Origin of the sequence: Albimonas marina, assembly GCF_029223255.1 — a bacterium.
Lineage (GTDB): Bacteria > Pseudomonadota > Alphaproteobacteria > Rhodobacterales > Rhodobacteraceae > Albimonas.
The window spans coordinates 265,192-290,972 of sequence record NZ_JARHUC010000003.1 but is presented as its reverse complement, the minus strand read 5'-3'; the positions used below and the strand labels follow the sequence as shown (position 1 = coordinate 290,972).

Here is a 25,781-nt window from a genome sequence, read left to right as displayed (position 1 = left end):
GGGAGGCTGGGAGGCTGGGAGGCTGGGAGGGCATGGCGCGAGCGGTCGCGCAAGACCCTCCGTGAGGAGGCGAGCGCGAGGCGATCCGCATCACAGATGAGTCGGTCGCGGAGGTCCGCCGGACGCGCCTCGGTCACGCCCGGAGCCTCGGTCCCGCCTGGAGCCGTCGTCCCCTGCCCCTCGGCCGGCGCCGGCCCGCCCCCGCGGCGCTCAGGCGGCGAGCTTGCCTTCCTGGGCCTGGCGGATGGCGGCGGAGAGGTCGGCGAGGGAGTAAGGCTTGGGCAGGAACACGAAGTCGCGCAGGCCCTCGAGGTTGCGGCGGAAGGCGCCCTCGGCGTAGCCGGAGACGAAGACGACGGCCACGTCGGGGCGGGTCTCGCGCGCGGTCTTCACCCAGCTCGGACCGTCGAGGCCGGGCATCACCACGTCCGAGACGATCACGTCCACCTGGAAGGCGGGATCGGCGAGGATCTCCAGCGCCTCCTCGGCGTTCTCGGCCTCGACCACCGAATAGCCGCGCAGGCCCAGCGCGCGGGAGGCGAAGGAGCGCACCGGCGCCTCGTCCTCGACCAGCAGCACCACGCCCTCGGCCGCGGTCTCGGCCACGCGGCGGGCGTCGGCGTCGGCGGGGACGGCGACTGGGATCGGGGCGGTCTCCCCCTCGAGCCGCGGCAGGTAGACGGTGAAGACGGCGCCCGAGCCCGGGGGGCTGTCGGCGAAGATGAAGCCGCCGGTCTGCTTGACGATGCCGTAGGCGGTGGAGAGGCCCAGGCCCGTGCCCTCGCCCGGCTTCTTGGTGGTGTAGAACGGCTCGAAGATCTGGCCGATGCGGTCGGGGGGGATGCCCTGCCCGTCGTCCGAGACCTCGACCGCCACGTAGTCGCCCGCGGGCAGCACGGCGCGGTCGCGGCGGAACTCCTCGTCGAAGCGGACGTTGCGGGTGCGCACCCGCACCTCGCCCCCGCCCGGCATCGCGTCGCGGGCGTTGACGACGAGGTTCATCACCACCTGCTCGAACTGCCGCTCGTCCACGCGCACCAGGCCGAGGTCGTCGGCATGTTCGAGGCTGAGGCGCACCTTCTCGCCCAGCAGGCGGTTGAGCAGGTGGCTCAGCTCGGTCAGCGTCTCGGTCAGGTTGGTGGTGCGGGGCTGCAGGGTCTGCTTGCGCGAGAAGGCCAGCATCTGGCGCACCAGGGCGGCGGCGCGGTTGGAGTTCTGACGGATCTGCATCAGGTCCGAATGGTCGGCGTCCGAAGCGTCGCGGCGCATCAGCAGCAGGTCGGTGTGGCCGGCGATGGCGGTCAGCAGGTTGTTGAAATCATGGGCCACGCCCCCGGCGAGCTGGCCCACGGCCTGCATCTTCTGGCTCTGCACGAACTGCGCCTCGAGCGTCTTGAGCTCGGTCGCGTCGCTCATCACCGCGACGAGGGTGGGGCGGCCGTCCTCCTCGAGGCGGGAGAAGGAGAGCTGGAGGAAGGTCTCGCGGTCCTCGCGCAGGCCGCGGGCGATCTCGGCGCGGCCGGTGGAGCGGCCGCGGGCGGCCTCGGCGATGCGCTCGGCGATGGAGCGGCCCAGCCCCTCGGCCAGGCGTTCGAAGCGCGCGCCGGCGACGGCGCCGGGGCCGAGCAGGCGGCGGGCCCGCTCGTTCGCGGCGATCAGCACGCCGTCGACGCCCAGGCGCGCCACCGCGATCGGCAGGCGGTCGAGCAAGTCGAGCCCGGGCCCGCGGGGGCGGGCGTCGCCGGGCAGCAGCAGCCAGCCCAGCCGGCCGGGCGCATGGCCCGCGTCCGGCGCGTCGCCGGCGGCGGCGGCGCGGGCGCGCAGGGCGGTGGGCAGCGGCAGGCCGCGCAGCGGCCCGCCCTCGGCCCCGGAGAGATCGTCGGGCGGCGCCTCGGCCGCGGGGTCGAGCGCGTCGAGCGCCGGCGCGGCCTGGCGGGCGGCGGCGTTGGCGATCAGCCCGTCCGGCCCGCGCATCACCGCCGGCAGGCCCAGTTCGTCGAGCGCGGCGGCGAGGCCCGCGGCGCCGGCGGGGGCGGAGGGATCGATGCGCCACAGGATCCTGTCGGGCGCGATGCGGCGCAGCTCCACCCGGCAGGCGGCGCCGGCGAAGCGGAGCAGACGCGACTCGGCCCGCCCCTCGGCCCGGGCGACGCGCAGCAGGCGGTAGACCTCGCGCGCGGGCGGGACCGGGTCGCCCGCCCCTGCGCCAGGTGCGAAGAGCCCCTCGGCATGGGGCGGGGGGCCGGAGGGGAAGAGCAGCGGGGCGACCTGGGGGTCGACTTCGGGGCCCACGGGGGCGGCGTCGCGGGCCAGGCGCAGGGCGGGGTTGGCGGCGACGAGGGCGCCCTGGGCGTCGGTCAGGGCCACCGGCGACGGGTCGTGGGCGTGCAGGGCGTCGAGGGCCTGCGCCTCGGCGCCGCCGCGCCCCTCCCGCCGCAGGGCGAAAGGACGGGCGATCCGGGCGAAGGCGGAGATGGCGAGCGCGCCGATGCCGAAGGCGCCCAGCGCGAGCCCCGCGTGGTGGCTGAGCGCCAGGGCCAGGGCCAGCGCCAGGCAGGCGAGGCCGATCACCATCAGCTCGACCGCGAAGCCGCCCGCGATCCGCCTTGCGGGAGCGGGGGGCGGGAGAGCGCCCGCGCCCGAACCCGCGGGCGGCGCGTCGGACCCGGAGCGGGCGGGACGGGGCGGGGACGGCGCGGTCGCCTGGCGGGCGGCCCGGGGCCCCTCCCCCTCATCCGACGCCCGGTCGCGGATCTCGGCGCGGGGGCCGGCGTCGAGCGTCATGCGGGGAAGGTCCGGACGGCGCGGGCCCGGGCGGGGCGCGAGCCGGGCCGCGGGGACCGCGCGACCGGGAGGGGGGAGGCGCGCCGGGAGCGTGCGCGTCGATCCGCGCCGATCGGCGCCGCCGTCCCGCAAGACCGAGCCTTGGTCATCTCGCCGTCATCGCCTCCACGCCGTCCTCGTCGATCCGGGACCGAACGCGCGCGGCGCGCCCGATCGACCCGGGACCGGGCGCGGTGGACCCGCCGCCCTGCGTCGCCGTCGGCCGGAAGCGCATCCTTCCCGACCCACGGCGGCAGGAGCGCCCCCGCCGCACAGGTGCAGTGAAGGCGTCAAACCCTTAAAAAGCGTAAACCATGGTCGAGCAACTATCCAGAGTTGCGCGCAAGCCGGGCGGCGTAGAACCCGTCGCCGCCGTCGAGCGGGGTCAGGCTCAGCTCCTCCTCCAGCGCGAAGCCCGAGCCGGGGAGGAAGGCCTGCACGCGGTCGCGGTTCTCCTCGCCCAGCAGCGAGCAGGTGGCGTAGACCAGCCGGCCGCCGGGGCGCACGAAGGCGGCGGCCTCGGCGAGGACCTCGGCCTGGATCGCGGTCAGCCGGTCGAGCGCCTGGGGCGTGAAGCCCCACTTGGCGTCGGGGTTGCGCCGCCAGGCGCCGCTGCCCGAGCAGGGAGCGTCGACGAAGACCAGGTCGAAACCGCCGCGCGCCGAGGCCGGGACGGGGCCGGGCAGCGTCTCGATCCGCACCCCGGCGCGGGCGGCGCGGGGGCCGAGGTCCTGCATCCGGGCGGGGTCGACGTCGTGGGCGACAATCTCGCCCTGCCCGTCCATGGCCGCGGCCAGCGCCAGCGCCTTGCCGCCGCCGCCGGCGCAGTAGTCGAGGACCCGCTCGCCCGGCTGCGCATGGGCGAAGGCGGCGGCGGCCTGGGAGGCGACGTCCTGCACCTCCACCCAGCCGTCGAGATAGGCGTCGGCGCTCTTCAGCCCGCGCCCGCCGGAGGAGACGCGCAGGGCGTCCGGCGTGGCAGGGCCGGAGGCGAGCGCGACGGGGGCGGCGAAGACGCCCTGGGCGGCGAGGCTCGCGATCGCGGCCTCCGGCGTCGCCTTCAGGCGGTTCACCCGCAGGTCGACGGGGGCGCGGCGGTGGAGGCTGTCCATCACCGCCTCGGCGTCCGGGCCATGGGCGGCGCGGAAGCGGGCGGGGAGCCAGTCGGGCAGGTCCAGGCGCAGGGCGTCGGGCGCCTCGATCAACCCGCGCTCGGCGCGCTCGGCCAGGCGCTCGCGCTCGTGGTCGGTGAGGGGGGCGGGGGCGTGGCGGGCGCCGGAGAACAGGGCCTCGGGGTCGCCGGTCTCGGCGGCGAGGGCGAGGATGCGGGCGCGGCCGCCGTCGCCCGCGCCCTCACCGGCGGCGGGCCAGGCGAGCGAGCGCCAGCGGCGCAGGGCGTCGTAGACGAGATCGGCGATGGCGGCGCGGTCGCCGGAGCCCGCGTAGCGGTTGGCGCGCCGCCAGGAGACGAGGAGACGGTCCATCGGCCGGCCCGGCGCCCAGGCGTCGAGGATGTCGATGGCGGCCTGCAGGCGGGCGGCGGGGGTCATGGCGGGTCTCCTGCGCTTCTGGCGGCGTGTCTGAGGTCAACCTAGCGCCACGCTGCAGCGCAGCAAAGGGGTGGGAGCGCCGCGGGGGCGCGTCGCCCGTCGGCGGCGATCCGGCGGCGATCCGGCGGCGCGCCGCTCCGCGCTGGTCCTGCGGGGGCGGAGGGCCTAGCCTCGGGCGCAGATCCCGAAGGGAGGAGCCGTCATGTCCCCACGCCCGTTCCCGATGCGCGCCGCCCTGCCCGGCCTGGCGCTGGCGGCGTCGCTGGCGCTCGTCGCGGCGTCCCCGGGCGCGCTGGCCCAGGGCGCTGCCGCGCCCTCCGCCGCGCCGGCGCAGCCCGAGGCGACCCATGCAAGGCGCGCGGTCCCCCAGCAGGCGGAGGCGGCGCGCTTCATGGTGGTCGCCGCGCATCCGCTGGCCTCGGAGGCGGCGCGGGACGTGCTGGCCGAGGGCGGCTCGGCCGTCGACGCGGCCATCGCCGCGCAGGCGATGCTTGGGCTGGTGGAGCCGCAGAGCTCGGGCCTCGGCGGCGGCGCCTTCGCGCTGGTCTGGGAGGCGGAGACGGGACGGCTGACGAGCTGGGACGGGCGAGAGACGGCGCCGGCGGCGGCGGGGCCGGACTACTGGCTGGGTCCTGACGGCGCCCCGCGCCCGTTCCGGGAGGCGGTGCCCGGCGGACGCTCGGTCGGCGTGCCGGGCGTGCCGCGGCTGCTCGAGGCGATGCACGCGGCGCAGGGGCGGCTGCCGATGGCCCGGCTTCTGGCGCCCGCGATCGCGGCGGCGCGGGAGGGGTTCGAGGTCTCGCCCCGGATGGCGGCCTCGATCGCCACGGCGCCGGGGCTCGACGCGTTCCCGGCGGCGCGCGCCTATTTCTTCGGGCCGGACGGGGCGCCGCTGGCGGCGGGGACGCGGCTGGCGAACCCCGCCTATGCGCAGGCGCTGGAGACGCTGCGCGACGCGGGGGCCGCGCCCTTCTACGAAGGGGCCCAGGCGCAGGCGCTGCTGGCGGCGCTGGACACGCCCGCCAATCCCTCGCCGATGACGGCCGCGGACCTGGCGGGCTACCGGGTGGTGGAGCGGGCGCCGGTCTGCGTGAGCTACCGGGCCTGGGAGATCTGCGGGATGGGGCCGCCGTCCTCGGGAGGGCTGACGGTCGGGCAGATCATGGGGATGCTGTCGCACCATGACCTCGCCGCGCTGGGCGACGGGCCGGGGGCGTGGCGGCTGGTGGCGCAGGCCTCCGCCCTCGCCTTCGCGGACCGCGGCCTCTACATGGCCGACGCCGATTTCACGGCGATGCCGCAGGGGCTGCTGAACGCGGCCTACCTGGCGGAGCGGGCGAAGGCGCTGGACCCGGAGGCGCCGCCGGCCGCGCCCTATGCGGCGGGCGAGCCGCCGTGGGACCATGCGCTGCGTCTGTCCCCGGACGAGCAGGCGGAGCGGCCGGGGACCACGCATGTCTCGGTGGTGGACGCGGAGGGGAACGCGGTGGCGCTGACCTCCTCGATCGAGACGGGCTTCGGCTCGCGCCTGATGGCCAACGGGTACCTGCTGAACAACGAGCTGACCGACTTCAGCTTCCTGCCCGAGCGGGACGGGGCGCCGGTGGCGAACCGGGTGGAGGGGGGCAAGCGCCCGCGCTCCTCGATGGCGCCGACCGTCGTGCTGCGCGAGGGCGCGCCGGCGCTGGTGCTGGGCTCGCCGGGCGGGGCGCGGATCATCGGCTACGTGGTCGAGACGCTGGTGCGGATCCTCGACTTCGGCATGACCCCGGCGCAGGCGGTGGCGGCGGGGCACGTGGCGAACCTCAACGGCGCCACGCACCTGGAGGCGGGGACGGAGGCCGAGGCGCTGGCGGAGGCGCTGGGGGAGACCAAGGCCTACGACATGAACTCCGGCCTGCACGTGATCGCCATCGGGCCGGACGGGCGGCTGACGGGCGCGGCCGATCCGCGGCGGGAGGGCGTTGCGCTGGGGGAGTGAGGCGCCGCGTCGACCGTCGCACAGGCGGCGAAGCCTCGCCCGCGGCGCGCAGCGGGCGTCGCGACCGTGGCGAGCGCCGCCTGCCGCCGCCGTCGCGCCCCGGGCCGGTCGGCGGCGGGGCGGGCGGGCGGGAGCCGCCGGCCGGGCCGGGGCGCGACGGCGGCGCGGCCGGCAGCAGGGCCGGACCGCGGGAGGCTCAGGCGTCGAGGAAGGCGCGCACGTCGGCGAAGACCGCCTCGAACATCTCGGTCGTCAGGACGCCGGTGTTCGTGTTGTAGCGGGAGCAGTGGTAGCTGTCGAAGACCGTCAGCGCGCCGACCCGGTGGCGGGCGGCGTGGCCGAAGGGATGGTCCTTCAGCTTCGCGCCCAGCGCGCGGATCACGCTGTCATGGCTGATCCGGCCGAGGCAGACGACGGCGCGCAGGCCCTCCAGCGCCTCGATCCGGGCGGCGAGGAAGCGGCGGCAGGTGTTGATCTCGGCCCCGACCGGCTTGTTTTGCGGCGGCACGCAGCGCACGGCGTTGGTGACCATCGCCCCGTGCAGCGCGAGCCCGTCGTCGGGGGAGGCCTGGAACTCGCCCGAGGTGAAGCCGAACCGGCCCAGCGTGGCGTAGAGCAGCCCGCCCGCGAAATCGCCGGTGAAGGGCCGCCCGGTGCGGTTGGCGCCCGAGACGCCGGGGGCGAGGCCGACCACGAGGAGGCCGGCGGCCGGATCCCCGAAGCTCGCCACCGCGCCGTTGAACCAGTCGGGCTCGCGGGCGCGGACCTCCTCGCGGTAGGCGACGAGGCGGGGGCAGAGGGTGCAGTCCGCCGGCGCCTCGGGCGGCGCGGGCGGAAGCGCGGGGGCGCTTCGGCTCATGCTGGCAGGCTCCGCGGAGGGGCTGGCGAGAAAATCGCCCGGGAACGGGCGGGCGCGGCGGGGTCGCCGCGGGTCGGGCACGGCGGCGACCATCGCAGGGCCGGGCGCGACGCGCAAGCGGGGCGTCCCGCGGCCGGAGCGAGGGCTCCGGCGCGCGGGAGGCGGGACGCTCGCGAAGGAGAGAGAGGCCGGCCTGCGGCTGGACGCGCGGCGCTGGAGCGCGGGCCGGGCGGCCCGGCGGCTCAGGCCTCGTCTTCGGCGTCGACCGTGTCGGGGGCGCGGACCGGGCGGGGCGGACGGCCGATGATCTCCTTGAGCTCGTCGAGCTCGATGAAGTTGTCGGCCTGGCGGCGCAGGTCGTCGGCGATCATCGGCGGGCTGGTGCGGATGGTCGAGACCACCGAGACGCGCACCGCCTTGCGCTGGATGCCGGCCACCAGCGGGCGGAAGTCGCCGTCGCCGGAGAACAGGACCATGTGGTCGATGCGGTCGGCCATCTCCATGGCGTCGACCGCCAGCTCGATGTCCATGTTGCCCTTGATCTTGCGGCGGCCGGTGGAGTCGGTGAACTCCTTGGCCGGCTTGGTGACCATCGTGAAGCCGTTGTAGTCGAGCCAGTCGACCAGCGGGCGGATCGGGGAATATTCCTGATCCTCGACCAGGGCGGTGTAGTAGAACGCCCGGACCAGCTTGCCGCGGCGCATGAACTCGTTGCGCAGAAGCTTGTAGTCTATGTCGAAGCCGAGGGCTTTGGCGGCGGCGTACAGGTTGGACCCATCGATGAACAGGGCCAGACGTTCGTCACGGTAGAACATGCAATCTCCTTCGCCGCGAACCGCGTGCCTGTCAATTATCGCCCCAGGCAGGGCGAATCGGTTGCGACGCGCTGGGGGAGCCTTTCGACAACCGGGAACAGGATGCAACCATCGGTGGGTTGAAATCGACCGCGTTCTGGCCTTCGGGACCGCGATTCACGCGAATGGGACCGTTTTTTCCGCGTCCGAAACGCTCGACTTGCCGCCCGGCCGGTTGGTTTCGTCCTGAATTGTTAACGAAACGCCGTCGAAAATCGCGGAAGTTCACGATCCGGGGACGGGATTACTGTCGGGCGCCTGATAGTTCGGCGCCCGCGGCGTTCATATACCTGCACCGCAACCGGAGGGCGAGCCAGAAAAAGGTTGACGGACGCCGCCGCGCACGCTCCGGATAGGCCGCCCCGCCATCGGACCGTTCGGCCCCGCGGCCACGTCCGCGCCCTTCAGGAGCGGCGGAGGCCTCCGCCCCGGACCGGCCGGGCGGGTCCGGCGCGCCGAGCGGCGCGTCGAATTCTAGCCGTCGCCCCCCTTGCGCCGCCCTTGTGCAGCGCATACTAAGGCGGTTCTCCCGAAACGCCTGCCGGAGACGACTTCATGGCCCGCGTCACCGTCGAGGATTGCGTCGACAAGGTTCCCAACCGGTTCGATCTGGTGATGCTCGCCGCGCATCGTGCGCGCGAGATTTCCACCGGCGCCGAGATCACCATCGACCGCGACAACGACAAGAACCCGGTCGTCGCGCTGCGCGAGATCGCCGAACAGACCCTCACCCCCGACGATCTCGAGGAAGGCCTGATCCAGTCGCATCAGCGCCACATCGAGGTCGACGAGCCCGAGGACGACGAGATGGCCCTCCTGATGGGCGGCGGCGAGGCCGACGCGCCCGTCGACGACATCTCGGAGGAGCAGCTGCTCCGCGCCCTGATGGCCGAGCAGCAGGAGCAGAACAAGGGCTGACCGGAGGTCGCGCCGGGCATCCGGCGCGACGTTCCCCCGCCCCGGCGCGCCGGGGCGGAACCAGGGGGAGAGCAAGGTGGGCGAAGGATTCATCCGACAGTTCGAACTCGTCGAGAGGGTCCAGGCCTACAACCCCAATACGGACGAAGGGCTGCTCAATGCGGCCTACGTCTTCGGCGCCAAGGCGCACGCCCCCCAGAAACGCGCGAACGGCGACCCCTACTGGGGTCACCCCGTCGCGGTCGCCGGCATCCTGACCGAGCTGAAGCTCGACGACGCCACCATCGCGACCGCGCTTCTGCATGACACGATCGAGGACTGTCCCGGCGTCACCTACGCCACCATCGCCGACCATTTCGGCGAGGAGATCGCGGACCTCGTCGACGGCGTCACCAAGATCTCGAAGCTCAAGCTCTCCTCCAAGGAGACCGAGCAGGCGGAGAACCTGCGCAAGCTGCTGATGGCGATGTCCAAGGACGTGCGCGTCCTGCTGGTCAAGCTCGCCGACCGGCTGCACAACATGCGCACGATCCAGTTCCTCAAGCCCCAGAAGCAGGAGCGCAAGGCGCGCGAGACGATGGAGATCTATGCCCCGCTCGCGGGCCGCATGGGCATCCAGTCGATGCGCGACGAGCTGGAGGACCTGAGCTTCCAGGTGCTGAACCCGCGGGCGCGGGATTCGATCATCCGCCGCTTCGGGCAGCTCAAGCGCGAGACCGGGGATGTGATCCCCCAGATCCTCGAGGATCTCCAGATCGTGCTGGCGCAGGAGGGGATCGAGGCCGAGGTCTCGGGCCGCGAGAAGCGCCCCTACGCCATCTGGCGCAAGATGGAGGAGAAGGGGCAGGAGTTCTCGCGCCTCTCGGACATCTACGGGTTCCGCCTGATCTGCCGGACGGAGTCCGACTGCTACCGGGCGCTGGGCGCGGTGCACCGGCGCTGGAAGACGGTGCCGGGGCGGTTCAAGGACTACATCTCCACGCCCAAGACCAACGGCTACCGCTCGATCCACACCACGGTGTCGGGGCGCAACGCCAAGCGGGTGGAGGTGCAGATCCGCACCCGCGCCATGCACGACGTGGCCGAGACGGGCGTCGCCGCCCACTGGGCCTACAAGGACGGCCAGCGGGGGGAAAACCCGTTCACCGCCGACCCGTTCGCCTGGCTGCGCCAGCTGACCGACGACTTCCGCAACGCCGAGAAGCCGGACGAGTTCCTCGAGCATGTGAAGCTCGACATGTTCCAGGACCAGGTGTTCTGCTTCACGCCCAAGGGCCGGGTCGTCACCCTGCCCCGCGGGGCCACGCCGATCGACTTCGCCTACAATATCCACACCCGCATCGGCGACAGCTGCGTGGGCGCCAAGATCGACGGGCGGCGCGCGCCGCTGTCGACCCGCCTGCGCAACGGCCAGACGGTGGAGATCATCCGCGCCGAGGCCCAGCGCCCCCAGCCGGTGTGGGAGGAGATCGCCGTCACCGGCCGCGCCAAGCAGGCGATCCGCCGGGCGCTGCGGGCCGAGCGGCGCGACGCCGACATCCGCATCGGGCGCGGCATCGTGCAGGCCGCCTTCGAGCGCGCGCAGAAGAGCCTGAGCCGCAAGGCCCTGGCGCTGGCGGCCGAAAAGCTGAACCACGACGGCCCCGACGACCTGCTGCAGGCGGTGGGGGCGGCCGAGGTCTCGGCCGTGCAGATCCTGACCGCGCTGTTCGGGCGGGAGGGGGATTTCGACGCGCCCCTGCGCCCCGCCCAGCCGGGCGACAGCTCCCGCCTGCCGGTCACCGGCGTGTCGCGCGCGCGCAAGGTGCGGTTCGGGGAGTGCTGCCAGCCCGTGCCCGGCGACCGCATCGTGGGCATCGCCGAGAAGGGCAAGGGCGTGACGGTCCACGCGATCGACTGCCCCACGCTCGCCGACTACGAGGAGCAGCCGGAGGCCTGGGTCGACCTGCGCTGGGACCCGGAGACCGCCTGGACCCAGCCGCACCAGACCTCGCTGACCGTGACCTTCGCCAACCAGACCGGGGCGCTGGCGCGGGTGTGCACGGTGGTCGCCGAGCTGAACGCCGACATCGCCCACCTGGAGCTGACCGAGCGCAAGCCGGATTTCTATCGCGCGCGCATCGACCTGGAGGTGCGGGACGTGAAGCACGTCTCCCAGATCGTGACGATGCTCAACGCGCAGACCATGGTGCACGAGGCCGCCCGCCTGACGCCCGGCGCCGGCGCCCCCGCCTCGCGCCCCGCGCCGCTGCCGGCGGGACCGGTGGTGCGCCTGGCGGGGCCTGACGAGCGCTTCGGCCCGAACGGCGCGGGGGCCGAGCCCTCGGGCGCCGAGGGGGGCGCGCGCACGCCCGCGGGCCCGCGCGGACGCGCCGGCGCTCCCGCCGGAGGCGCCTGACCTCATGTTCCGCCGCCGCGACCCGCTTCCCCTTGGCGACCGGCTCCGGGAGTTCTTCTCGCCGAAGAAGGGGTGGCGGCGGGGCTATCGCTACCTGGGCAAGCGGATGCAGCGCCTGCCCGACACGCCCCACCGGATCGCGCTGGGCTTCGCCTGCGGGGTCTTCGCCTCGTTCACGCCGTTCTTCGGGTTCCATTTCGTGATCGCGGCGGCGCTGGCCTGGGTGTTGCGGGCGAACGTGCTGGCCTCGGCCACGGGGACGTTCGTGGGCAACCCGCTGACCTTCCCCTTCATCGCCGGCGCCTCGTTCTGGATGGGGCGCAAGATCACCGGCATCCACTTCAACGAGCCCCACCACGGCTGGACCTTCGGCTGGCTGTGGGACAACCTGGATGCGATCTTCCTGCCCTACCTGATCGGCGGGCTGCTGCCGGGGCTGGCGGCCTCGGTCGCCTTCTACGCGGTGATGCGCCCGATGATCGCCGCCTACCAGAACCGCCGCCGCTCGAAGCTGATGGCCGTCGCGAAGGAGCGGGTGCGCCAGGCGCACGAGCGCCGCCGTGCGGCGAAGGAGGCCAAGCAGGCCGCCAAGGCCGCCAAGGTCGCCCCGATCCGCGGCGCGGGCGACACGACGGGCTGACCCCCTGCCCGGCGCCGACGATCCTCCCCGCCGCTGGCGGACCGAGCGGCTGGCGATGCGCCCGGCGGGGCCGGCGGACCTGGCGCTGGCGGTCGCGCTCTTCTCCGATCCCCGGATGCTCGCCCATCGCCCGGATCCCACCCCGCCCTCGCGCGAAGCGCTGGCCGAGGAGATGGCGCAGGCCGAGGCCGCCTGGGCCCGCGACGGCGTGGGGCGCTGGCGGCTGGACCTGCGCGAGGGCGGCGAGGCCGGCTTCGGCGGCCTCGGCCCGCGGCCGGGGCGCGAGGGGCTGAACCTGTCCTTCCACGTCGCGCCCGCGCTGCAGGGACGGGGGCTGGCGGGCGAGTTCGTGGCGGGCGCCCTGGCGCTCGCCTTCGGCGTGCTGGAGGCGGAGCAGGTCTACGGCCTGGCGCGGCCGTGGAACGCGGCCTCGCTGCGGGTGCTGGAGCGGGCGGGGTTCGAGCCGCGGGGCAAGGTCGAGCTGCACGGCGCCCCCAGCCGGCTGATGGTCCGCCGAAGGGCGTGAGCGGGCCGCCGAGGCGCGATCTGGTCGCGGGGCGGGAGGGCGCTGGGCGTCAAGACATCGTGGCCGCGGGCGCCTATGCTGGCCTGGACCGACTCTGCGAAAGGACCCGCGCGATGACCCTGGCGCAACCTCTCGGCCGCCTGCGGCTGGGCGTGAACATCGACCACGTCGCCACCATCCGCAACGCCCGCGGCGGCGCGCATCCCGACCCGATCAAGGCCGCCAAGATCGCCGAGGCCGCGGGCTGCGACGGCATCACCGCGCATCTGCGCGAGGATCGCCGCCACATCACCGACCCCGACATCGAGGCGCTGGTGGCCAACCTCTCGGTGCCGCTGAACTTCGAGATGGCGGCGACCGACGAGATGCAGGCCATCGCCCTGCGCCACCGCCCCCACGCCGTGTGCATCGTCCCCGAGAAGCGCGAGGAGCGCACGACCGAGGGCGGCCTGGAGGTGGCGAAGGAGGAGAACCGGCTGGCCCATTTCATCGCGCCCCTGCGCGAGGCGGGCTGCCGGGTGTCGATCTTCATCGCCGCCGACCCGCGCCAGATCGAGGCCGCCGCGCGCATCGGCGCGCCGGTGATCGAGCTGCACACCGGCGCCTACACCGACGCCCATAACGAGGGCCGCTTCGAGGAGCGCGACGCCGAGCTGGAGCGCCTGCGCGAGATGTCGACCTTCGCCCACTCGCTGGGGCTGGAGGTCCACGCGGGCCACGGGCTGACCTACGACACGGTCAAGCCCGTCGCGGCCTTCCCGGAGGTGATGGAGCTCAACATCGGCCACTATCTGATCGGCGAGGCGATCTTCTCCGGCCTCGACAGCGCGATCCGGCGGATGCGGGCGCTGATGGACCAGGCCCGGCGCGAAGCCTTCGGCGAAGGCGCCGCGTAGGGCGCATTTCAATGCGCCGCGGCCCGTCGAACGCCTGACGGCGCTCGCGCGGCGCGGCGGCGCGATGTACTCTCCTTCCGCTAGGTCATTCGACCGATCGCGGAGGGGAGGTCGGCATGGACGATGAGGCGGAGATCCGCTCGCGGGTGGGCGAGCATTTCGAGGCGATGCGCTGGGGGGAGGGGCTCGAGCCCGACTGGGAGCGGTTTCGCGCCGACTTCCTGCCAGGCGCGGCGCTGGTTGGGGCGGCGCGCCCCGCGGCCGTCCGCTCGGTCGACGCCTTCGTCGAGCGGATGGAGACCGTCGCCCGCGCCAACCTGAGCAGCTTCGAGGAGCACACCCGCGGCATGAAGGTGCTGCGCTTCGGCAACGTCGCGGTGGCGCTGGCGTCGTCGGAGATGCTGGAGAACGGGGTGGACGTGAACCACGACGTCAGCGGATACCTGCTGGTGAAGTCGGAGGGACGCTGGAGCATCGTCGCCCACGCCTGGGACCAGGCCGGCGAGGACAAGCCGGTTCCCGACGACTTGCGTTGAGCGTCGCCGCGGGATCGGGCGCCGGCTGGCCGCGTCAGCCGTAGCGCCCGCTCGGGCGGGTTCAGGCGCGGGATCGGGGACGGGAACGGCGGCGGCGCATCGACAGGCGCCCTACGCGAGCTTGCGCGCCAGCGCCCGGTGCTTTTCGACCTCGGCCTCGAAGCCCTGCAGGGCGATGCGGCCCTCGCGGACCACGGCGCGGCCCTCGACATAGGTCTCGCGGGCCTTCGCGTCGGCGCAGAGCAGCAGGGCGGCGAGCGGGTCCCAGGCGCCGGCCTGGGCGAGGCCGTCGGTGGGGAAGACCGCGAAGTCGGCGCGCTTGCCGACCGCGAGCGCGCCCAGGTCGTCGCGCCCCAGCACCTGCGCGCCGCTCAGGGTGGCGATCTCCAGCGCCTCGCGCGCGCTCATCGCGTCGGCGCCGCGGGAGACGCGTTGCAGGAGCATGGCCTGGCGGGCCTCGGCCAGCAGGTCGCCGGAGTCGTTCGAGGCGGAGCCGTCCACCCCCAGCCCCACCTTCACGCCCGCGTCGCGCATGGCGCGCACCGGGGCTACGCCGCTGCCGAGGCGGCAGTTGGAGCAGGGGCAATGCGCGACGCCGGTTCCGGTGCGGGCGAAGAGGGCGATCTCGGAGGCGTCGAGCTTCACGCAGTGGGCGTGCCAGACGTCCTCGCCCACCCAGCCCAGCCCCTCGGCGAAGTCGCCGGGGCGCTGGCCGAATGTTTCGAGGGAATAGGCGATGTCCTCGTCGTTCTCGGCCAGGTGCGTGTGCATCATCACGCGCTTGTCGCGGGCCAGCAGCGCCGAATCCCGCATCAGTCCCGGCGAGACCGAGAAGGGTGAGCACGGGGCGACCCCCACCCGGATCAGGGCGCCGGGGCGCGGGTCGTGATGGGCGTCGATGACGCGGATGCAGTCCTCGAGGATCGCGGGCTCGCTCTCGCACAGCGCGTCGGGGGGCAGGCCGCCGGCGCTCTCGCCCACCGACATCGAGCCGCGCATGGCGTGCAGGCGCACGCCCAGGCGCAGGGCGGCGTCGATCTCGTCCTCGAGCCGGGCGCCGTTGGGAAAGATGTAGAGGTGGTCGGAGGAGAGGGTGCAGCCGGAGAGGGCCATCTCGGCCAGGCCGATGAGGGCGGAGGAGTGGATCTCGTCGGGGCCCATGCGGCTCCAGATCGGGTAGAGCGACTGCAGCCAGCCGAAGAGCAGCGCGTCCTGCCCGGCGGGGACCGCGCGGGTCAGGGTCTGGAACAGGTGGTGGTGGGTGTTCACCAGGCCCGGCGTCACCACGCAGCCCGAGGCGTCGAGGATCTCGTCGGCCTCGCTCGGCAGGGTCGCGGTGGGGCCCACCGCCTCGATCACCCCGTCGCGGGCGAAGAGGCCGCCGCCTTCGATCTCGCGCCGGGTCTCGTCCATCGTGGCGAGGACGCGGGCGTGGCGGACGAGGAGCGTGCCCATCCTCAGACCCGCTGCAGGGCGAGGCGGGCGGCGAGGGCGAGGAAGATCGTCCCCGTCGCCGCCTGCAGCGCCTGCGACATGCGCCGCGAGCGGGCGAGCGCGCGCCCCACGTGGCCGGCCGAGAGGCCGACGGCCCCGTTGATCGCCATGCCGCCGATGCCCAGCACCGCGCCGAAGACGAGGAACTGGCCGAGGATCGAGCCCGCCTCGGGCCGCACGAACTGGGGGACGAGGGCGAGGACGAAGATCCCCACCTTGGGGTTCAGCAGGTTCACCAGCAGCCCCGCGCGGAAGGCCGCCAGCGGGCGCATCGGCGCGACCGAGGGCGCGCCGTCGAGCCCGTGGCCGCGGGCGAGATCGGCGAAGGCGCGCAGCGCGAGCCAGACGAGGTAGGCCACCCCCGCCCAGCGCACGACCTCGAAGGCGAGCGGGTGAGCGGCGATCAGGGCCGCGAGGCCCACGCCCGCCGCCGTCGCATGCACCAGGCTGCCGGCGGAGATCCCGGCCGCCGCCGCCACCCCCGCCGCGGGGCCCGAACGCGCGCCCTGCCCCAGGCTGAACAGCATGTCCGCCCCGGGCGTGAGGTTCAGCGCCAGGGCGACGGGGATGAAGACGGCCAGCGTCTCGGGCGAGACCGGGAAGCTCATGGGGCGATCCTTTCGGGCGCTCAGTCCTGGGGCGCGCCGGCGCGCAGCCAGGCGCCGAGGACGGCGCGTTCCTCGGGCATCATGCCGGTCTCGTTGCCCAGCGGCATGATGTTGGACATCACCGCCTGGGCCAGCATCTTGGGCGCGTGGGCGCGGATCTGGTCGAGCGTGTCGAACATCACCCCGCCCGGCGCCTCGTCGAAGCCGTCGTGCCGCGGGGTCTGGGCGTGGCAGACCGAGCAGTGCGTCGCCACGATCGCCATGGCGCGCTGGGGCTCGAGGTCGGCCTGGACCTGGTCGGGGCGCCAGGAGGAGAACCACATCATCACGATGAAGAGCAACGAGGCGGTGGGCAGCTGCCAGCGCACCGCCCAGTCGTGCTTGCCCATGTCGTGGCTGTTGAAGAAGTGGCGCACGATGCCGCCGATGGCCAGGATGAAGGCCACGATCACCCAGTTCGACGGATGCCCGAAGGCCATCGGGTAGTGGTTCGAGACCATCATCGCGATGACCGGCAGCGTCAGGTAGTTGTTGTGGGTCGAGCGCAGCTTGGCGATCTCGCCGTAGCGGGGATCGGGGTCGCCGCCCTGCTTGAGGACCTCGACCACCTTCTTCTGGTTGGGGATGATCACCATGAAGACGTTGCCCGACATCATGGTGGCGATCAGCGCGCCGGTGTGCAGCCAGGCGGCGCGGGCCGAGAAGACCTGCCCGTAGAGCCAGCAGATCAGGACGATGGCCGCGTAGAGCACGGCGAAGAGCAGCGGCGGATTGGCCTTCAGCGGCGACTTGCAGAGCTGGTCGTAGAGGATCCAGCCCACGAAGAGCGAGCCGGCCGAGACCGCGACCGCGAGCCCGACGGGGACGTCGGCGACGGAGCGGTCGATCAGCAGCCCCTCGGCCCCCCACCAGTAGGTGACGGCGAGCATCATGAAGCCGGTCAGCCAGGTGGAGTAGGCCTCCCACTTGTACCAGTGGAGGACGGTCGGCATCTTCTCGGGCGCGACGGAATACTTGCGGATCTGGTAGAAGCCGCCCCCGTGGACGGACCAGCTTTCGCCCTTCACGCCCTTGGGCAGGTCGGGGTCGTGGCGCAGGGAGTAGTCCAGCGCCATGAAGTAGAACGACGATCCGATCCATCCGATGGCGGCGACGATATGCGCGGCGCGGATCAGGAAGCTGATCCAGTCGTGAAATTGCGCCTCCATCGGCCCCATCCCCCGTTGCGGTCTTTATTTCGCGGACGCCGACGTTATCTGCGCAGGACGGCCCCGGCCAAGCCCGTTTCGCGCGTGCCGTGAGCGCTGCGGCGCCGCAGCAAGACGCGCGGGCGGGCCGGCGGCGCGGGCCGCGCCCGATGTCCAGGCCGCCGCGGCGGCCGCGCCCGGTTTCCGACGCCGGTTCCCCCCGGCCGCCCGATGGGCGGCCAGCCAAGGAGACGCCATGTTCGTGTTCGCCCAGCCCCCCGCCGAGATGCCCCGCGACGCCTTCGTCGCGACGTTCGGCGGCGTCTACGAGCATTCGCCTTGGGTGGCGGAGCGCGCCTGGGACCAGGGCCTGGGCGAGGAGACGGCGACCGCCGGGGGGCTGTCGGGCGCGCTGCATGCGCAGGTGACCGCGGCCTCGCACGCGGAGCGGCTGGCGCTGCTGCGCGCGCATCCCGACCTCGCGGGGAAGCTCGCGCTGGCGGGCGGGCTGACGGCCGAGTCGTCGGCCGAGCAGGCGGGCGCCGGCCTCGACCAGTGCACGCCCGAGGAGCTGGCGGAATTCCAGGACCTGAACGCCCGCTACCAGGCGCGCTTCGGCTTCCCCTACATCCTCGCGGTGAAGGGCCGGCGGCGGGAGCAGATCCTGGAGAATTTCCGCGCCCGGGTGGACGAGGAGCCCGAGGCGGAGTTCGAGGAGGCGATCGAGCAGGTGCGCCGCATCGCCCTGCTGCGGCTGGAGGCGATGGCCGGGGACTGAGCGCCGACGGCGGCGGGCCGACGCGGACGTTACGTAACCCCAAGATTTCCAATAGGAATCCCTGTACGTGGCGGACAGGGACCGGTAGGGTGACTCATCTTATGTTCACCTGACGATCAGTCAGGCTGCGTGTGCCGGAGTCGCGTATGCTCGCCCAGACCCAATCCCTCGCCGCCGCCGTTCTGCTCGCCAGCGCGTCCCTCGCCCAGGCGGCGACGGTCTACGACAGCGGCGTGACGCCGGAGGCGGCGACGCTGTCGAGCCCCGCCTACAATGCGTTCTACGAGATCGCGACCGAGTTCTCGCTGGGCGCCGGGTCGAGCATCACCGGCGCGACGCTGGTCGGCTCGGGCGGCACGCCGGGCGCGTTCACGCTGAACTTCTACGCCGACGCCGGGTCCTCGCCCGAGACGACCGCCGCGGCCACCGTGACGGTCAGCGACTGGACCCGGGTCGAGACGACCACGGCCGACCGCTTCGTCTACACGCTCGACTTCTCCGAGATCGTGCTGGCCGCGGGGACCTGGTGGTTCGCGGCCTATGCCGAGACGGCGTGGAACTGGAGCGCGAGCTCGGTCGACGTTCCGGCCACGGTCTACCGCGTGGCGGGCACGTCGTCGTCCTGGACCGCCTACAACGGCTACAACCACGCCTACACGCTGACCAACGGCGACTCGGCCGCGGTGCCCCTGCCCGCCGCCCTCCCCCTGCTGGGCGCGGCGTTGGCGGGGCTGGGCCTGTTCGCGGCGCGCGGCCGGCGCGCCGCCTGATCCGCATGGCCTCCGCGCGCGGAACTTGAAGCCTGCGCGCGACGGGCGCCGCCCGGGCGGACCGACCGCTTCCTTTCGTCGTCGCCCGGGCGGCCGCCCGAATTGAGCGCCCTCACGCGGCCAGCGCCGCGGCCTCCTCGAACAGGATCGCGTGGCGCGCGGCGAGCTCGTGCGGATCGCGCGAGTAGCCTCCGCCGAGCGCCGCCGCCACCGGCAAGCCGCGGCGGCGCAACGTCTCCAGCACCAGCCGGTCGCGCCGGCGCAGCCCGTCGAGGGTGAGCGAGAGGCGGCCCAGGCGGTCCCCCTCCCACGGATCGACGCCCGCGTTGTAGAAGACGAGGTCGGGGGCGGCGCGCTCGACCGCCTCGTCCAGCGCCTCGGCGAGGCGCGCGAGATAGTCGGCGTCGCCCAGCCCGTCCTCCAGCCCCACGTCGAGGTCCGAGACCGCCTTGCGGGCGGGGAAGTTCTTCTGCGCGTGGATCGAGAAGGTGAAGACGCGCGGGTCGCCGGCGAAGATCCAGGCGGTGCCGTCGCCCTGGTGGACGTCGCAGTCGACCACGAGGATGCGCGGAGCCGAGCCCTCGTCCGCCAGCGTCCGGGCCGCGACGGCGACGTCGTTGAAGACGCAGTAGCCCGAGCCGTAGTCGGGCCCCGCGTGGTGCGAGCCCCCGGCCGCGTTCACCGCCAGCCCCCGGTCGAGCGCGAGCCGCGCCGCCAGCAGCGTGCCCGCGGAGGAGAGCTGCGCGCGCCGGGCGACCTCGGGGGTCGAGGGCAGGCCGATGCGCCGCGTCTCCTCGGGGGTCAGGGTGCAGGAGATCACCCGCTCGACATAGCCGATGGCGTGGGCGCCCGCGACCTGGAGCGCCTTGAGCGGGGCGGGCGCGAGCCAGCCCCCCGTCTCCATCAGCCCCCGCGCCTCCAGCGCCTGGCGCAGGTAGTAGTACTTGGACATCGGGAACGGGTGGTTGGGCCGCAGGGCGACCACGTAGTCGGGATGCCAGACGATGGGCAGGCGCATCAGCCGCCCCCCTCCCCGGCCGCGTCGTCGCCGGGCGCGGGCAGCAGGCGGTCGACGACGGCGGCGGCGGCCTCGCGCTCGGCCTCCAGCCGGGCGGAGAGCGCGTCGATGTCGGGCGCCTCGGAGACGCGCAGCAGCGCGGCGATGGGGCCGGGGCCGGCGGCGGCGGGATCGAAGGCGCCGCTGGCCGCGACCCGCAGCGCCTGCAGGAGGCGGGACTGCAGGTCGTGGGCCGAGCGCAGGACGGCGACGTCCCCGGCCTCGAGCCGGCCCCGCGCCTCGAGCGCCTCGAGCGCGCGGGGGGCGGAGGCGGCGCCCAGCGGCAGGTCCGCCTCGCCCTCGCCCGCGGCGGCGAGCAGGCCCGCCTGGGCCACGAACTCGATCTCCATCAGCCCGCCGCGGTGGCGCTTCATCGCCCAGGGGTCGCGGCGCGCGCCCTTGTCGGCCTCGGCGATGCGCGCGCGCATGTCGGCGGCGCCGACCCAGGTCTGGGCGGCGGGACGCGGCAGGCGCAGCGCCTCCTCGACCGCGGCGCGGACGTCGGCCTGGAGGTCGTCTCGCCCCGCGACGGGCCGGGCGCGGGTGAGGGCCATGCGCTCCCAGGTCCAGGCGCGCTCGGCCTGGTAGTCGCGAAAGCCCGAGAGGGAGGTGGCGACCGTGCCCTGCCGGCCCGAGGGGCGCAGGCGCATGTCGATCTCGTAGAGCTCCCCCTCCGCCGTTTTGGCGGTCATCGCCGAGATCAGCGCCTGGGTGAAGCGGGCGAACCAGGCGGGCGAGGAGAGGGGCCTGGGCCCCTCCGAGCTCTCCTGCCCCTGGGCGTCGTAGAGCAGGATCAGGTCGAGGTCGGAGGTCGCGGTCATCTCCCCCGAGCCGAGCCGGCCCATGGCGAGCACCGCCGCCCCCCGGCCCGGGGGCGGACCGTGGCGGCGGGCGAACTGCGCCTCGACGATGGGGAAGAGCGCGCGGATCGCGGCCTCGGCGATGGCCGAGAAGCCCTGCCCGGCCTCCTCGGCGTCGGCGATCCCGCGCAGGAGCTGCACGCCCATGCGGAAGCGCATCTCCTTGGCCCAGGCGCGGGCGGCGTCGAGCTGGCGCTCGTAATCCTCCTCCCGCGACAGCCATTCGCCGAGCTCCGCGGTCAGGGCGTCGGCGTCGCCCAGCGGCTCGAAGAAGTCGGTGGCCAGGATCGCGTCGAGCACGCGGGAGGAGCGGCCGAGCATCTCGGCCAGCCGCGGCGAGGCCGCGCAGATCTCCGCCAGCAGGTCCACCAGCCGGGGGTTCTGCTCGAACAGCGAGAACACCTGCACGCCGGCGGGCAGGTTGGTGAGGAAGCGGTCGAACTGGGCGAGCGCGTCGTCGGGCGAGGCGGCGGCGCCCAGCGCGTCGAGGATGCGGGGTTCGAGGCCGGCCAGCAGCATCCGCGCGCGGGGGGCGCGGGTGGCGGGGATCGCGCCCTGGCGCCAGCGCTCGATGATGCCCTCGGCCGTCTCGGGGCGCTGGAAGCCGCGGGAGGCGAGGTCGCCCGCGTCCTCGCGCGCCTCCGGCGGGGGCGCGCCGGGGGGCTGGAAGAACGCCTCGGAGATCTTCGAGACCCGCTCCAGCCGGGCGAGGATGTCGGCCTCGAAGGCGGCGCGGTCCGTCCAGCCGGAGAGGGCGGCGACGCGGTCGCGCGCCTCGGCCGCGGTGGGCATGGTCTGGGTCTGGCGATCCTCGATCATCTGGAGGCGATGCTCCAGCTCGCGATGCGCGACGTAGGCGGCGTCGAGCTCGGCGGCGGCGTCCTCGCCCACCCAGCCGGCCTGGGTCAGGGCGCGCAGGGCGCCGCGGGTGCCGCGGTCGCGCAGGGCGGGGTCCCGGCCGCCGCAGATCAGCTGGCGGGTCTGCACGAAGAACTCGATCTCGCGGATGCCGCCGCGGCCGAGCTTCACGTTGTGGCCGGGCACGTTGATCGCGCCGCCGCCGCCGCGGTGGGCGCGGATGCGCTCGCGGATGTCGTGGGCGTCGCGGATGGCGGCGAAGTCGAGGAAGCGCCGCCACACGAACGGGCGCAGGCGGTTGAGGAAGGCCTCGCCGGCCTCGATGTCGCCGACCGAGGCGCGGGCCTTGATGAAGGCCGCCCGCTCCCAGGTGCGCCCGAGGGATTCGTAGTAGCGCTCGGCCGTCTCCATGCCGATGCACACGGGCGTGACCGAGGGGTCGGGGCGCAGGCGCAGGTCGACGCGGAAGACGTAGCCCTCGCCCGTGGGCTTCGACAGCAGCTGGGAGACGCCCTGCACCACCTTCACCAGGCGCGAGCGGGCCTCGGCGTAGGCGTCGGGGTCGTGGCGGGATTCGTCGAACAGGAAGATCAGGTCGATGTCGGAGGAGTAGTTGAGCTCCCGCGCCCCGCCCTTGCCCATGGCGAGGCCGAAGAGCCCGGCCATGCCCGCCGCGTCGTCGGGATCGAGCTTCAGGCGGCCGCGGGCGAGCTCGTCCGCCAGCAGGCCGCGCAGGGCGCCTTCCACCGCCGCGTCGGCGAAATCCGAGAGCGCGGCGGTGGTGGCGTCGAGGTCCCACACCCCCCCGAGGTCCGCGAGCCCGGTGAGCAGCGCGAGCCGGCGCTTGCCCCGGCGCAGGATGCCGGCGCGCAGGCCGGTGTCGGCCTCGGCCGCGGCGCGGGCGTCGGCGATCAGGGCGGCGAGCGCGGGCTCGGGCGGGCCCTCCAGGGCGTCGGCCAGCCACTCCGCCTCCCGCGAGATCAGGCCGTGGAGGAAGGGGGAGGAGCCGCCGGTCCCCTCGACCAGCGGCCGCAGCTCGGGCGCGTCGAGATGGGCCGCGAGCGCCTCCCACGATTCGCGCCCGCGGGCCGGATCGTGGGCGAGGGGGGCGCGGGTCAGGCGCGCGGCGAAGGGGGCGGCGGAGGCGGAGCCGGGGGTCTGGGCGGTCATGGCGCGCATCCTCCCCGGGCAGGCGGCCAAGTCAACGCGGGAGAGGGCGGCGGCGCCTCGGAGCGGGCGGGAGCGGCGCCCGGGGAAGGTCGGGGCGAGGCGCCTGGCGGGGCGACGCAGGGGCCGCAGGGCGTGCGCCGGGTGGCGAGAGAGCCGCCCCGCGGCGGGGCGCGGCGCGTAGGCGGGCCTTGCGCGTTCGGGGCAGGGGGCGCATCAATAAGGAAACCACACGAAAATATCGGAGGAATCGGACCCGTGCCCCAGATCGCCGCTCCCGACCGCTACCGCTGGGTGGTGGTCTTCGCCGCCGCGGTGATCCTGGCCCTGAGCATGGGGCAGATGGTCAACGGGCTGTCCGTCTTCTTCGTGCCGCTGGAGGCCGAGTTCGGCTGGGCGCGCGGCGACGTGGCGCTGATCAACACCGCGGGCGTGGTGGGGCTGGCGGTCGGCGGGATCGCGATGGGCCAGCTCGCGCCCCGGGTGGGCACGCGGGCGATCAGCGTGTTCGGCGCGGTGGTGATGGGGCTGTGCGTGACCGCGGCTTCCCAGGCGCAGGCGCTGTGGCAGCTCTACGCGCTGTTCCTGGTGGGGGGCGCGCTGGGCGCCGCGGCCTTCTTCGCGCCGCTGATCGCGCTGGTGGGCAACTGGTTCGCGGCCGGCGCGGGCATGGCGCTGGGCATCGCCTCGGCCGGGCAGGCGCTGGGCCAGGGGACCGTGCCGCTGGTCTCGGCGATGATGATCGAGAGCTTCGGCTGGCGCGGGGCCTTCCTGGGCCTGGGGCTCGCGACGCTGGCCGTCTGCGTGCCGCTGTCGCTCCTGATGCGCGAGCCTCCGGTCCCCGCCGGCGGCGCGGGCGCGGGCGGCGCGGACGAGGCGCCGACGCCCCTGCCCCCGCGCCTCGCCACGGTGCTGCTGAGCCTCGCCGTCGTCGGCTGCTGCACGCTGATGTCGGTGCCGCTGATGCACCTCGCCCCCCTGATGCAGGGCTGCGGCCTGGCGGCGACGGATGCGGGGGGCGTGATGGTGACGATGCTGGTCTCGGGCATCGCGGGGCGGCTGTTCTTCGGGCGGCTGTCGGACATGGTGGGCGCGCTGCCGGCCTTCGTCACCGCCTCGCTGTGGCAGACGCTGATGGTCTTCGGCTTCACCCGCTTCGCCACGCTGGAGGGGTTCTACATCTACGCGGTGATCTACGGCTTCGGCTACGCGGGCGTGATGACCGGGGTGCTGACCACGGCGCGGGCGCTGTCGCCGGCGGCCAAGCGCGCCTCGACCACCGGAATCGTGGTGGCCTTCGCCTGGCTGGGCCACGGGCTGGGGGGCTGGCAGGCGGGCGCGCTCTACGACCTGACAGGCGCCTATACCGCGGGCTTCGCGGTGGCGACGGCGGCGGGGGTGATGAACCTCGCGATCCTGACCGGGATGATGGTCTACATCCGCCGCGGCCCCGACCCCGCGCCGGCCTGAGGGCCGCTCAGCCCCCGGCCCGCGCCCCGGCGTTCGCGAGGAAGCCCGCGAGGTCGCCGTAGCCGGTGAAGCGCCGCTGATGCGCGAGGCCGAGGCGGGCGGCGGCCTCCTGCGCCTTCGCGTCGAGCTCCGCGTCCTCGATCTGGGCGAGATGCACCAGCGTCGTGTAGTGGCCGAAGATCATGTCGCGCAGCTCGGGGTGGCGGTCGAGGCCCATGGGCTTCCACACGAAGGCGTCGAACTGCCGGACCAGGAAGTCGGTCAGGTAGAAGCAGGTCATCTCGGCGTCGCCGCGGGCGGCGAAGGTCTCGTTCCCGTCGAAGAAGCTGTAGCAGTGGGGGCCGGGGATCATCTCGACCCCCAGCTCTGCGCAGCGTTTCTCCAGCAGCCCGCCGGTGCCGCAGTCGGCGTAGACGACCTTGACCGCGTCGAAGCGGCCGCGGGCGCGCTCGACCTCCCGCGCGACGGCGTCGGGGATCAGGTCGGGGCGCAGGTGCAGCTGGGCCGGCAGGCACTTGAGGTCGAGGTGGCTCCAGCCGTTAAGGCGGATCAGCGCCAGGATCTCGCGCGCCAGCGCCCCGCAGGCGATCAGGCGCACGCGCCCCAGGTCGGGGCCGAGGCCGGGACCGGGCGCCTCGGCGGGGACCGAGAGCCCCTCGCGGGTCAGCGTCTCGTCGTCCGGCTCGGGGAGCGGGGCGGGCGTCGTCTCGGTCATCCCTTCCTCCGTGCGGCGTAGCCGATGCGCCCGGCGGGGAGCGGCAGGTCCCCCCAGCGGTCGAGGGCGCGCGCGTCGAACCCGGCGTGGTCGAGGGCGGCGACCACCGCCTCGGGCGGGCGCAGCGCCAGGCGGTGGCGGGTGCGGCGCAGGCGGGGGACGCCGTGGACGCGCCGCTCGGTCTCGATGTCGCGCACCAGCGCGCCGCCCTCCATGCGCTGATCGAGGCGCAGGCGCCAGCCCTGCCCCGCCTCCTCCTGCGGGCCCAGCGGGGTCTCGGGGCCCGGCAGGTCGAAGATCAGCCAGGCGCCGGGGCGCAGGATCTCGCCCGCGCGGCGCGCCACGACGTCGAGCGCGGGACGCCCGTCGCGGTCGAGATAGGCCAGCGCCTCGCCGAGGCCGGTGACGAGGTCGACCGAGGGCATCGGGGCGCGGGCGGCGTCCGCCTTCGCGGGCCGCAGGCCGCGGTCCTGGGCGAGGGCCACGCAGGCGGGCGAGAGGTCGAGCCCGGTGACCCGGAACCCCGCGTCCTGCGCCCGCGCCATCCAGCGCCCGTCCCCGCAGCCGAGGTCGTGGAGCGCGGGGTTGCGCCCGCTGCCCACCGCCGCCGCCCGGCCCATGGCGATCAGCCAGGGCAGGCCCGCGTCGGCGCGGGGCGAGATCGCCTCGGCCTGGATGGCCGCCAGGTCCTCGTCGAAGAGGCCCGGCAGATCGAGCGGCGCGGCGGACATCGGCCTAGCGCTCCTGGCGCGGGCGGGGGGCGGGGCGGAGGGGGCCGGAGGGCCGGCGGGCGAGGGCGGAGGGGGGCAAGGCGGGGCGCGGGATTCGAGGGGCGG

The 25,781-nt window shown here is 74.4% G+C and carries 21 protein-coding genes; 10 read left to right on the top strand and 11 right to left on the bottom strand.

All coding sequences use genetic code 11. The annotated features are described in order from the left end of the window. Positions 1 to 210 precede the first annotated feature (210 nt). Both P2H44_RS08920 and P2H44_RS08915 read right to left on the bottom strand, forming a co-directional pair. Positions 211 to 2,784 carry an ATP-binding protein gene (locus tag P2H44_RS08920; RefSeq protein ID WP_275763161.1) on the bottom strand — a complete coding sequence of 858 codons (2,574 nt, stop codon included), beginning with the start codon at positions 2,782 to 2,784 and terminating at the stop codon, positions 211 to 213. 365 nt (positions 2,785 to 3,149) lie between these two features. After that, entirely contained in the window at positions 3,150 to 4,373 is a 1,224-nt protein-coding gene (locus P2H44_RS08915) for an RsmB/NOP family class I SAM-dependent RNA methyltransferase (protein WP_275763160.1), read from the bottom strand. 202 nt (positions 4,374 to 4,575) lie between these two features. Between P2H44_RS08915 and ggt the strand changes: the two genes are divergently transcribed. Then, the gene (gene ggt / locus P2H44_RS08910; RefSeq protein WP_275763159.1) at positions 4,576 to 6,354 is read left to right on the top strand and encodes a gamma-glutamyltransferase; all 1,779 of its coding nucleotides are present in this window, start codon (positions 4,576 to 4,578) and stop codon (positions 6,352 to 6,354) included. A gap of 196 nt (positions 6,355 to 6,550) precedes the next feature. On the opposite strand, the gene P2H44_RS08905 is transcribed toward ggt, so the two are convergent. Together P2H44_RS08905 and P2H44_RS08900 are read right to left on the bottom strand one after the other, a co-directional pair. Further along, on the bottom strand, positions 6,551 to 7,213 hold the full coding sequence (locus P2H44_RS08905) for a uracil-DNA glycosylase (protein ID WP_275763158.1): 663 nt from the start codon (positions 7,211 to 7,213) through the stop codon (positions 6,551 to 6,553). 242 nt (positions 7,214 to 7,455) lie between these two features. Further along, entirely contained in the window at positions 7,456 to 8,028 is a 573-nt protein-coding gene (locus P2H44_RS08900) for a LabA-like NYN domain-containing protein (protein WP_275763157.1), read from the bottom strand. 594 nt (positions 8,029 to 8,622) lie between these two features. Between P2H44_RS08900 and rpoZ the strand changes: the two genes are divergently transcribed. The 6 genes from rpoZ (at position 8,623) to P2H44_RS08870 (ending at position 13,981) form a co-directional block, all read left to right on the top strand. After that, complete coding sequence (rpoZ, locus tag P2H44_RS08895) at positions 8,623 to 8,985, top strand: DNA-directed RNA polymerase subunit omega (protein WP_275763156.1); 363 nt, start codon at positions 8,623 to 8,625, stop codon at positions 8,983 to 8,985. 76 nt (positions 8,986 to 9,061) lie between these two features. Then, the gene (locus P2H44_RS08890) at positions 9,062 to 11,383 is read left to right on the top strand and encodes a RelA/SpoT family protein (RefSeq protein ID WP_275763155.1); all 2,322 of its coding nucleotides are present in this window, start codon (positions 9,062 to 9,064) and stop codon (positions 11,381 to 11,383) included. Positions 11,384 to 11,387: 4 nt separating this feature from the next. Beyond that, on the top strand, positions 11,388 to 12,023 hold the full coding sequence (locus tag P2H44_RS08885; RefSeq protein ID WP_275763154.1) for a DUF2062 domain-containing protein: 636 nt from the start codon (positions 11,388 to 11,390) through the stop codon (positions 12,021 to 12,023). Positions 12,024 to 12,078: 55 nt separating this feature from the next. Continuing rightward, on the top strand, positions 12,079 to 12,549 hold the full coding sequence (locus tag P2H44_RS08880; protein ID WP_275763153.1) for a GNAT family N-acetyltransferase: 471 nt from the start codon (positions 12,079 to 12,081) through the stop codon (positions 12,547 to 12,549). A gap of 113 nt (positions 12,550 to 12,662) precedes the next feature. Next, entirely contained in the window at positions 12,663 to 13,445 is a 783-nt protein-coding gene (locus P2H44_RS08875; protein ID WP_275763152.1) for a pyridoxine 5'-phosphate synthase, read from the top strand. Between the two features lie 116 nt (positions 13,446 to 13,561). After that, positions 13,562 to 13,981: a nuclear transport factor 2 family protein gene (locus P2H44_RS08870; protein ID WP_275763151.1), complete on the top strand. Its 420-nt coding sequence runs from the start codon at positions 13,562 to 13,564 to the stop codon at positions 13,979 to 13,981. A 111-nt stretch (positions 13,982 to 14,092) separates the two neighbouring features. On the opposite strand, the gene P2H44_RS08865 is transcribed toward P2H44_RS08870, so the two are convergent. Genes P2H44_RS08865 through P2H44_RS08855 form a run of 3 tightly spaced genes read right to left on the bottom strand, consistent with a single transcriptional unit; the run spans position 14,093 to position 17,291 of the window. Beyond that, the gene (locus P2H44_RS08865; RefSeq protein ID WP_275763150.1) at positions 14,093 to 15,436 is read right to left on the bottom strand and encodes an 8-oxoguanine deaminase; all 1,344 of its coding nucleotides are present in this window, start codon (positions 15,434 to 15,436) and stop codon (positions 14,093 to 14,095) included. 2 nt (positions 15,437 to 15,438) lie between these two features. Beyond that, positions 15,439 to 16,083 carry a LysE family translocator gene (locus P2H44_RS08860; RefSeq protein ID WP_275763149.1) on the bottom strand — a complete coding sequence of 215 codons (645 nt, stop codon included), beginning with the start codon at positions 16,081 to 16,083 and terminating at the stop codon, positions 15,439 to 15,441. Positions 16,084 to 16,103: 20 nt separating this feature from the next. Continuing rightward, positions 16,104 to 17,291, bottom strand: coding sequence for a urate hydroxylase PuuD (locus P2H44_RS08855; RefSeq protein WP_275763148.1), 1,188 nt, complete (start codon positions 17,289 to 17,291; stop codon positions 16,104 to 16,106). A gap of 235 nt (positions 17,292 to 17,526) precedes the next feature. Between P2H44_RS08855 and uraD the strand changes: the two genes are divergently transcribed. Together uraD and P2H44_RS08845 are read left to right on the top strand one after the other, a co-directional pair. Beyond that, the gene (uraD, locus tag P2H44_RS08850) at positions 17,527 to 18,048 is read left to right on the top strand and encodes a 2-oxo-4-hydroxy-4-carboxy-5-ureidoimidazoline decarboxylase (RefSeq protein WP_275763147.1); all 522 of its coding nucleotides are present in this window, start codon (positions 17,527 to 17,529) and stop codon (positions 18,046 to 18,048) included. Between the two features lie 146 nt (positions 18,049 to 18,194). Next, positions 18,195 to 18,818: a hypothetical protein gene (locus tag P2H44_RS08845; RefSeq protein WP_275763146.1), complete on the top strand. Its 624-nt coding sequence runs from the start codon at positions 18,195 to 18,197 to the stop codon at positions 18,816 to 18,818. A 112-nt stretch (positions 18,819 to 18,930) separates the two neighbouring features. On the opposite strand, the gene P2H44_RS08840 is transcribed toward P2H44_RS08845, so the two are convergent. Beyond that, positions 18,931 to 19,836: a histone deacetylase family protein gene (locus P2H44_RS08840; protein WP_275763145.1), complete on the bottom strand. Its 906-nt coding sequence runs from the start codon at positions 19,834 to 19,836 to the stop codon at positions 18,931 to 18,933. Further along, a complete protein-coding gene (locus tag P2H44_RS08835) occupies positions 19,836 to 22,763 on the bottom strand; it encodes a bifunctional [glutamine synthetase] adenylyltransferase/[glutamine synthetase]-adenylyl-L-tyrosine phosphorylase (RefSeq protein WP_275763144.1) in 2,928 nt (975 codons plus the stop codon). Before P2H44_RS08835 ends, P2H44_RS08840 begins: the two co-directional genes overlap by 1 nt. Before the next feature lie 255 nt (positions 22,764 to 23,018). Between P2H44_RS08835 and P2H44_RS08830 the strand changes: the two genes are divergently transcribed. Then, a complete protein-coding gene (locus P2H44_RS08830) occupies positions 23,019 to 24,230 on the top strand; it encodes an MFS transporter (protein ID WP_275763143.1) in 1,212 nt (403 codons plus the stop codon). A 7-nt stretch (positions 24,231 to 24,237) separates the two neighbouring features. Here P2H44_RS08830 and P2H44_RS08825 read toward each other — a convergent pair whose 3' ends face one another. Further along, entirely contained in the window at positions 24,238 to 24,945 is a 708-nt protein-coding gene (locus tag P2H44_RS08825) for a DUF1638 domain-containing protein (protein ID WP_275763142.1), read from the bottom strand. Beyond that, complete coding sequence (locus P2H44_RS08820; protein WP_275763141.1) at positions 24,942 to 25,676, bottom strand: class I SAM-dependent methyltransferase; 735 nt, start codon at positions 25,674 to 25,676, stop codon at positions 24,942 to 24,944. The genes P2H44_RS08825 and P2H44_RS08820 overlap by 4 nt, the downstream gene beginning before the upstream one ends. Positions 25,677 to 25,781: the final 105 nt, after the last annotated feature.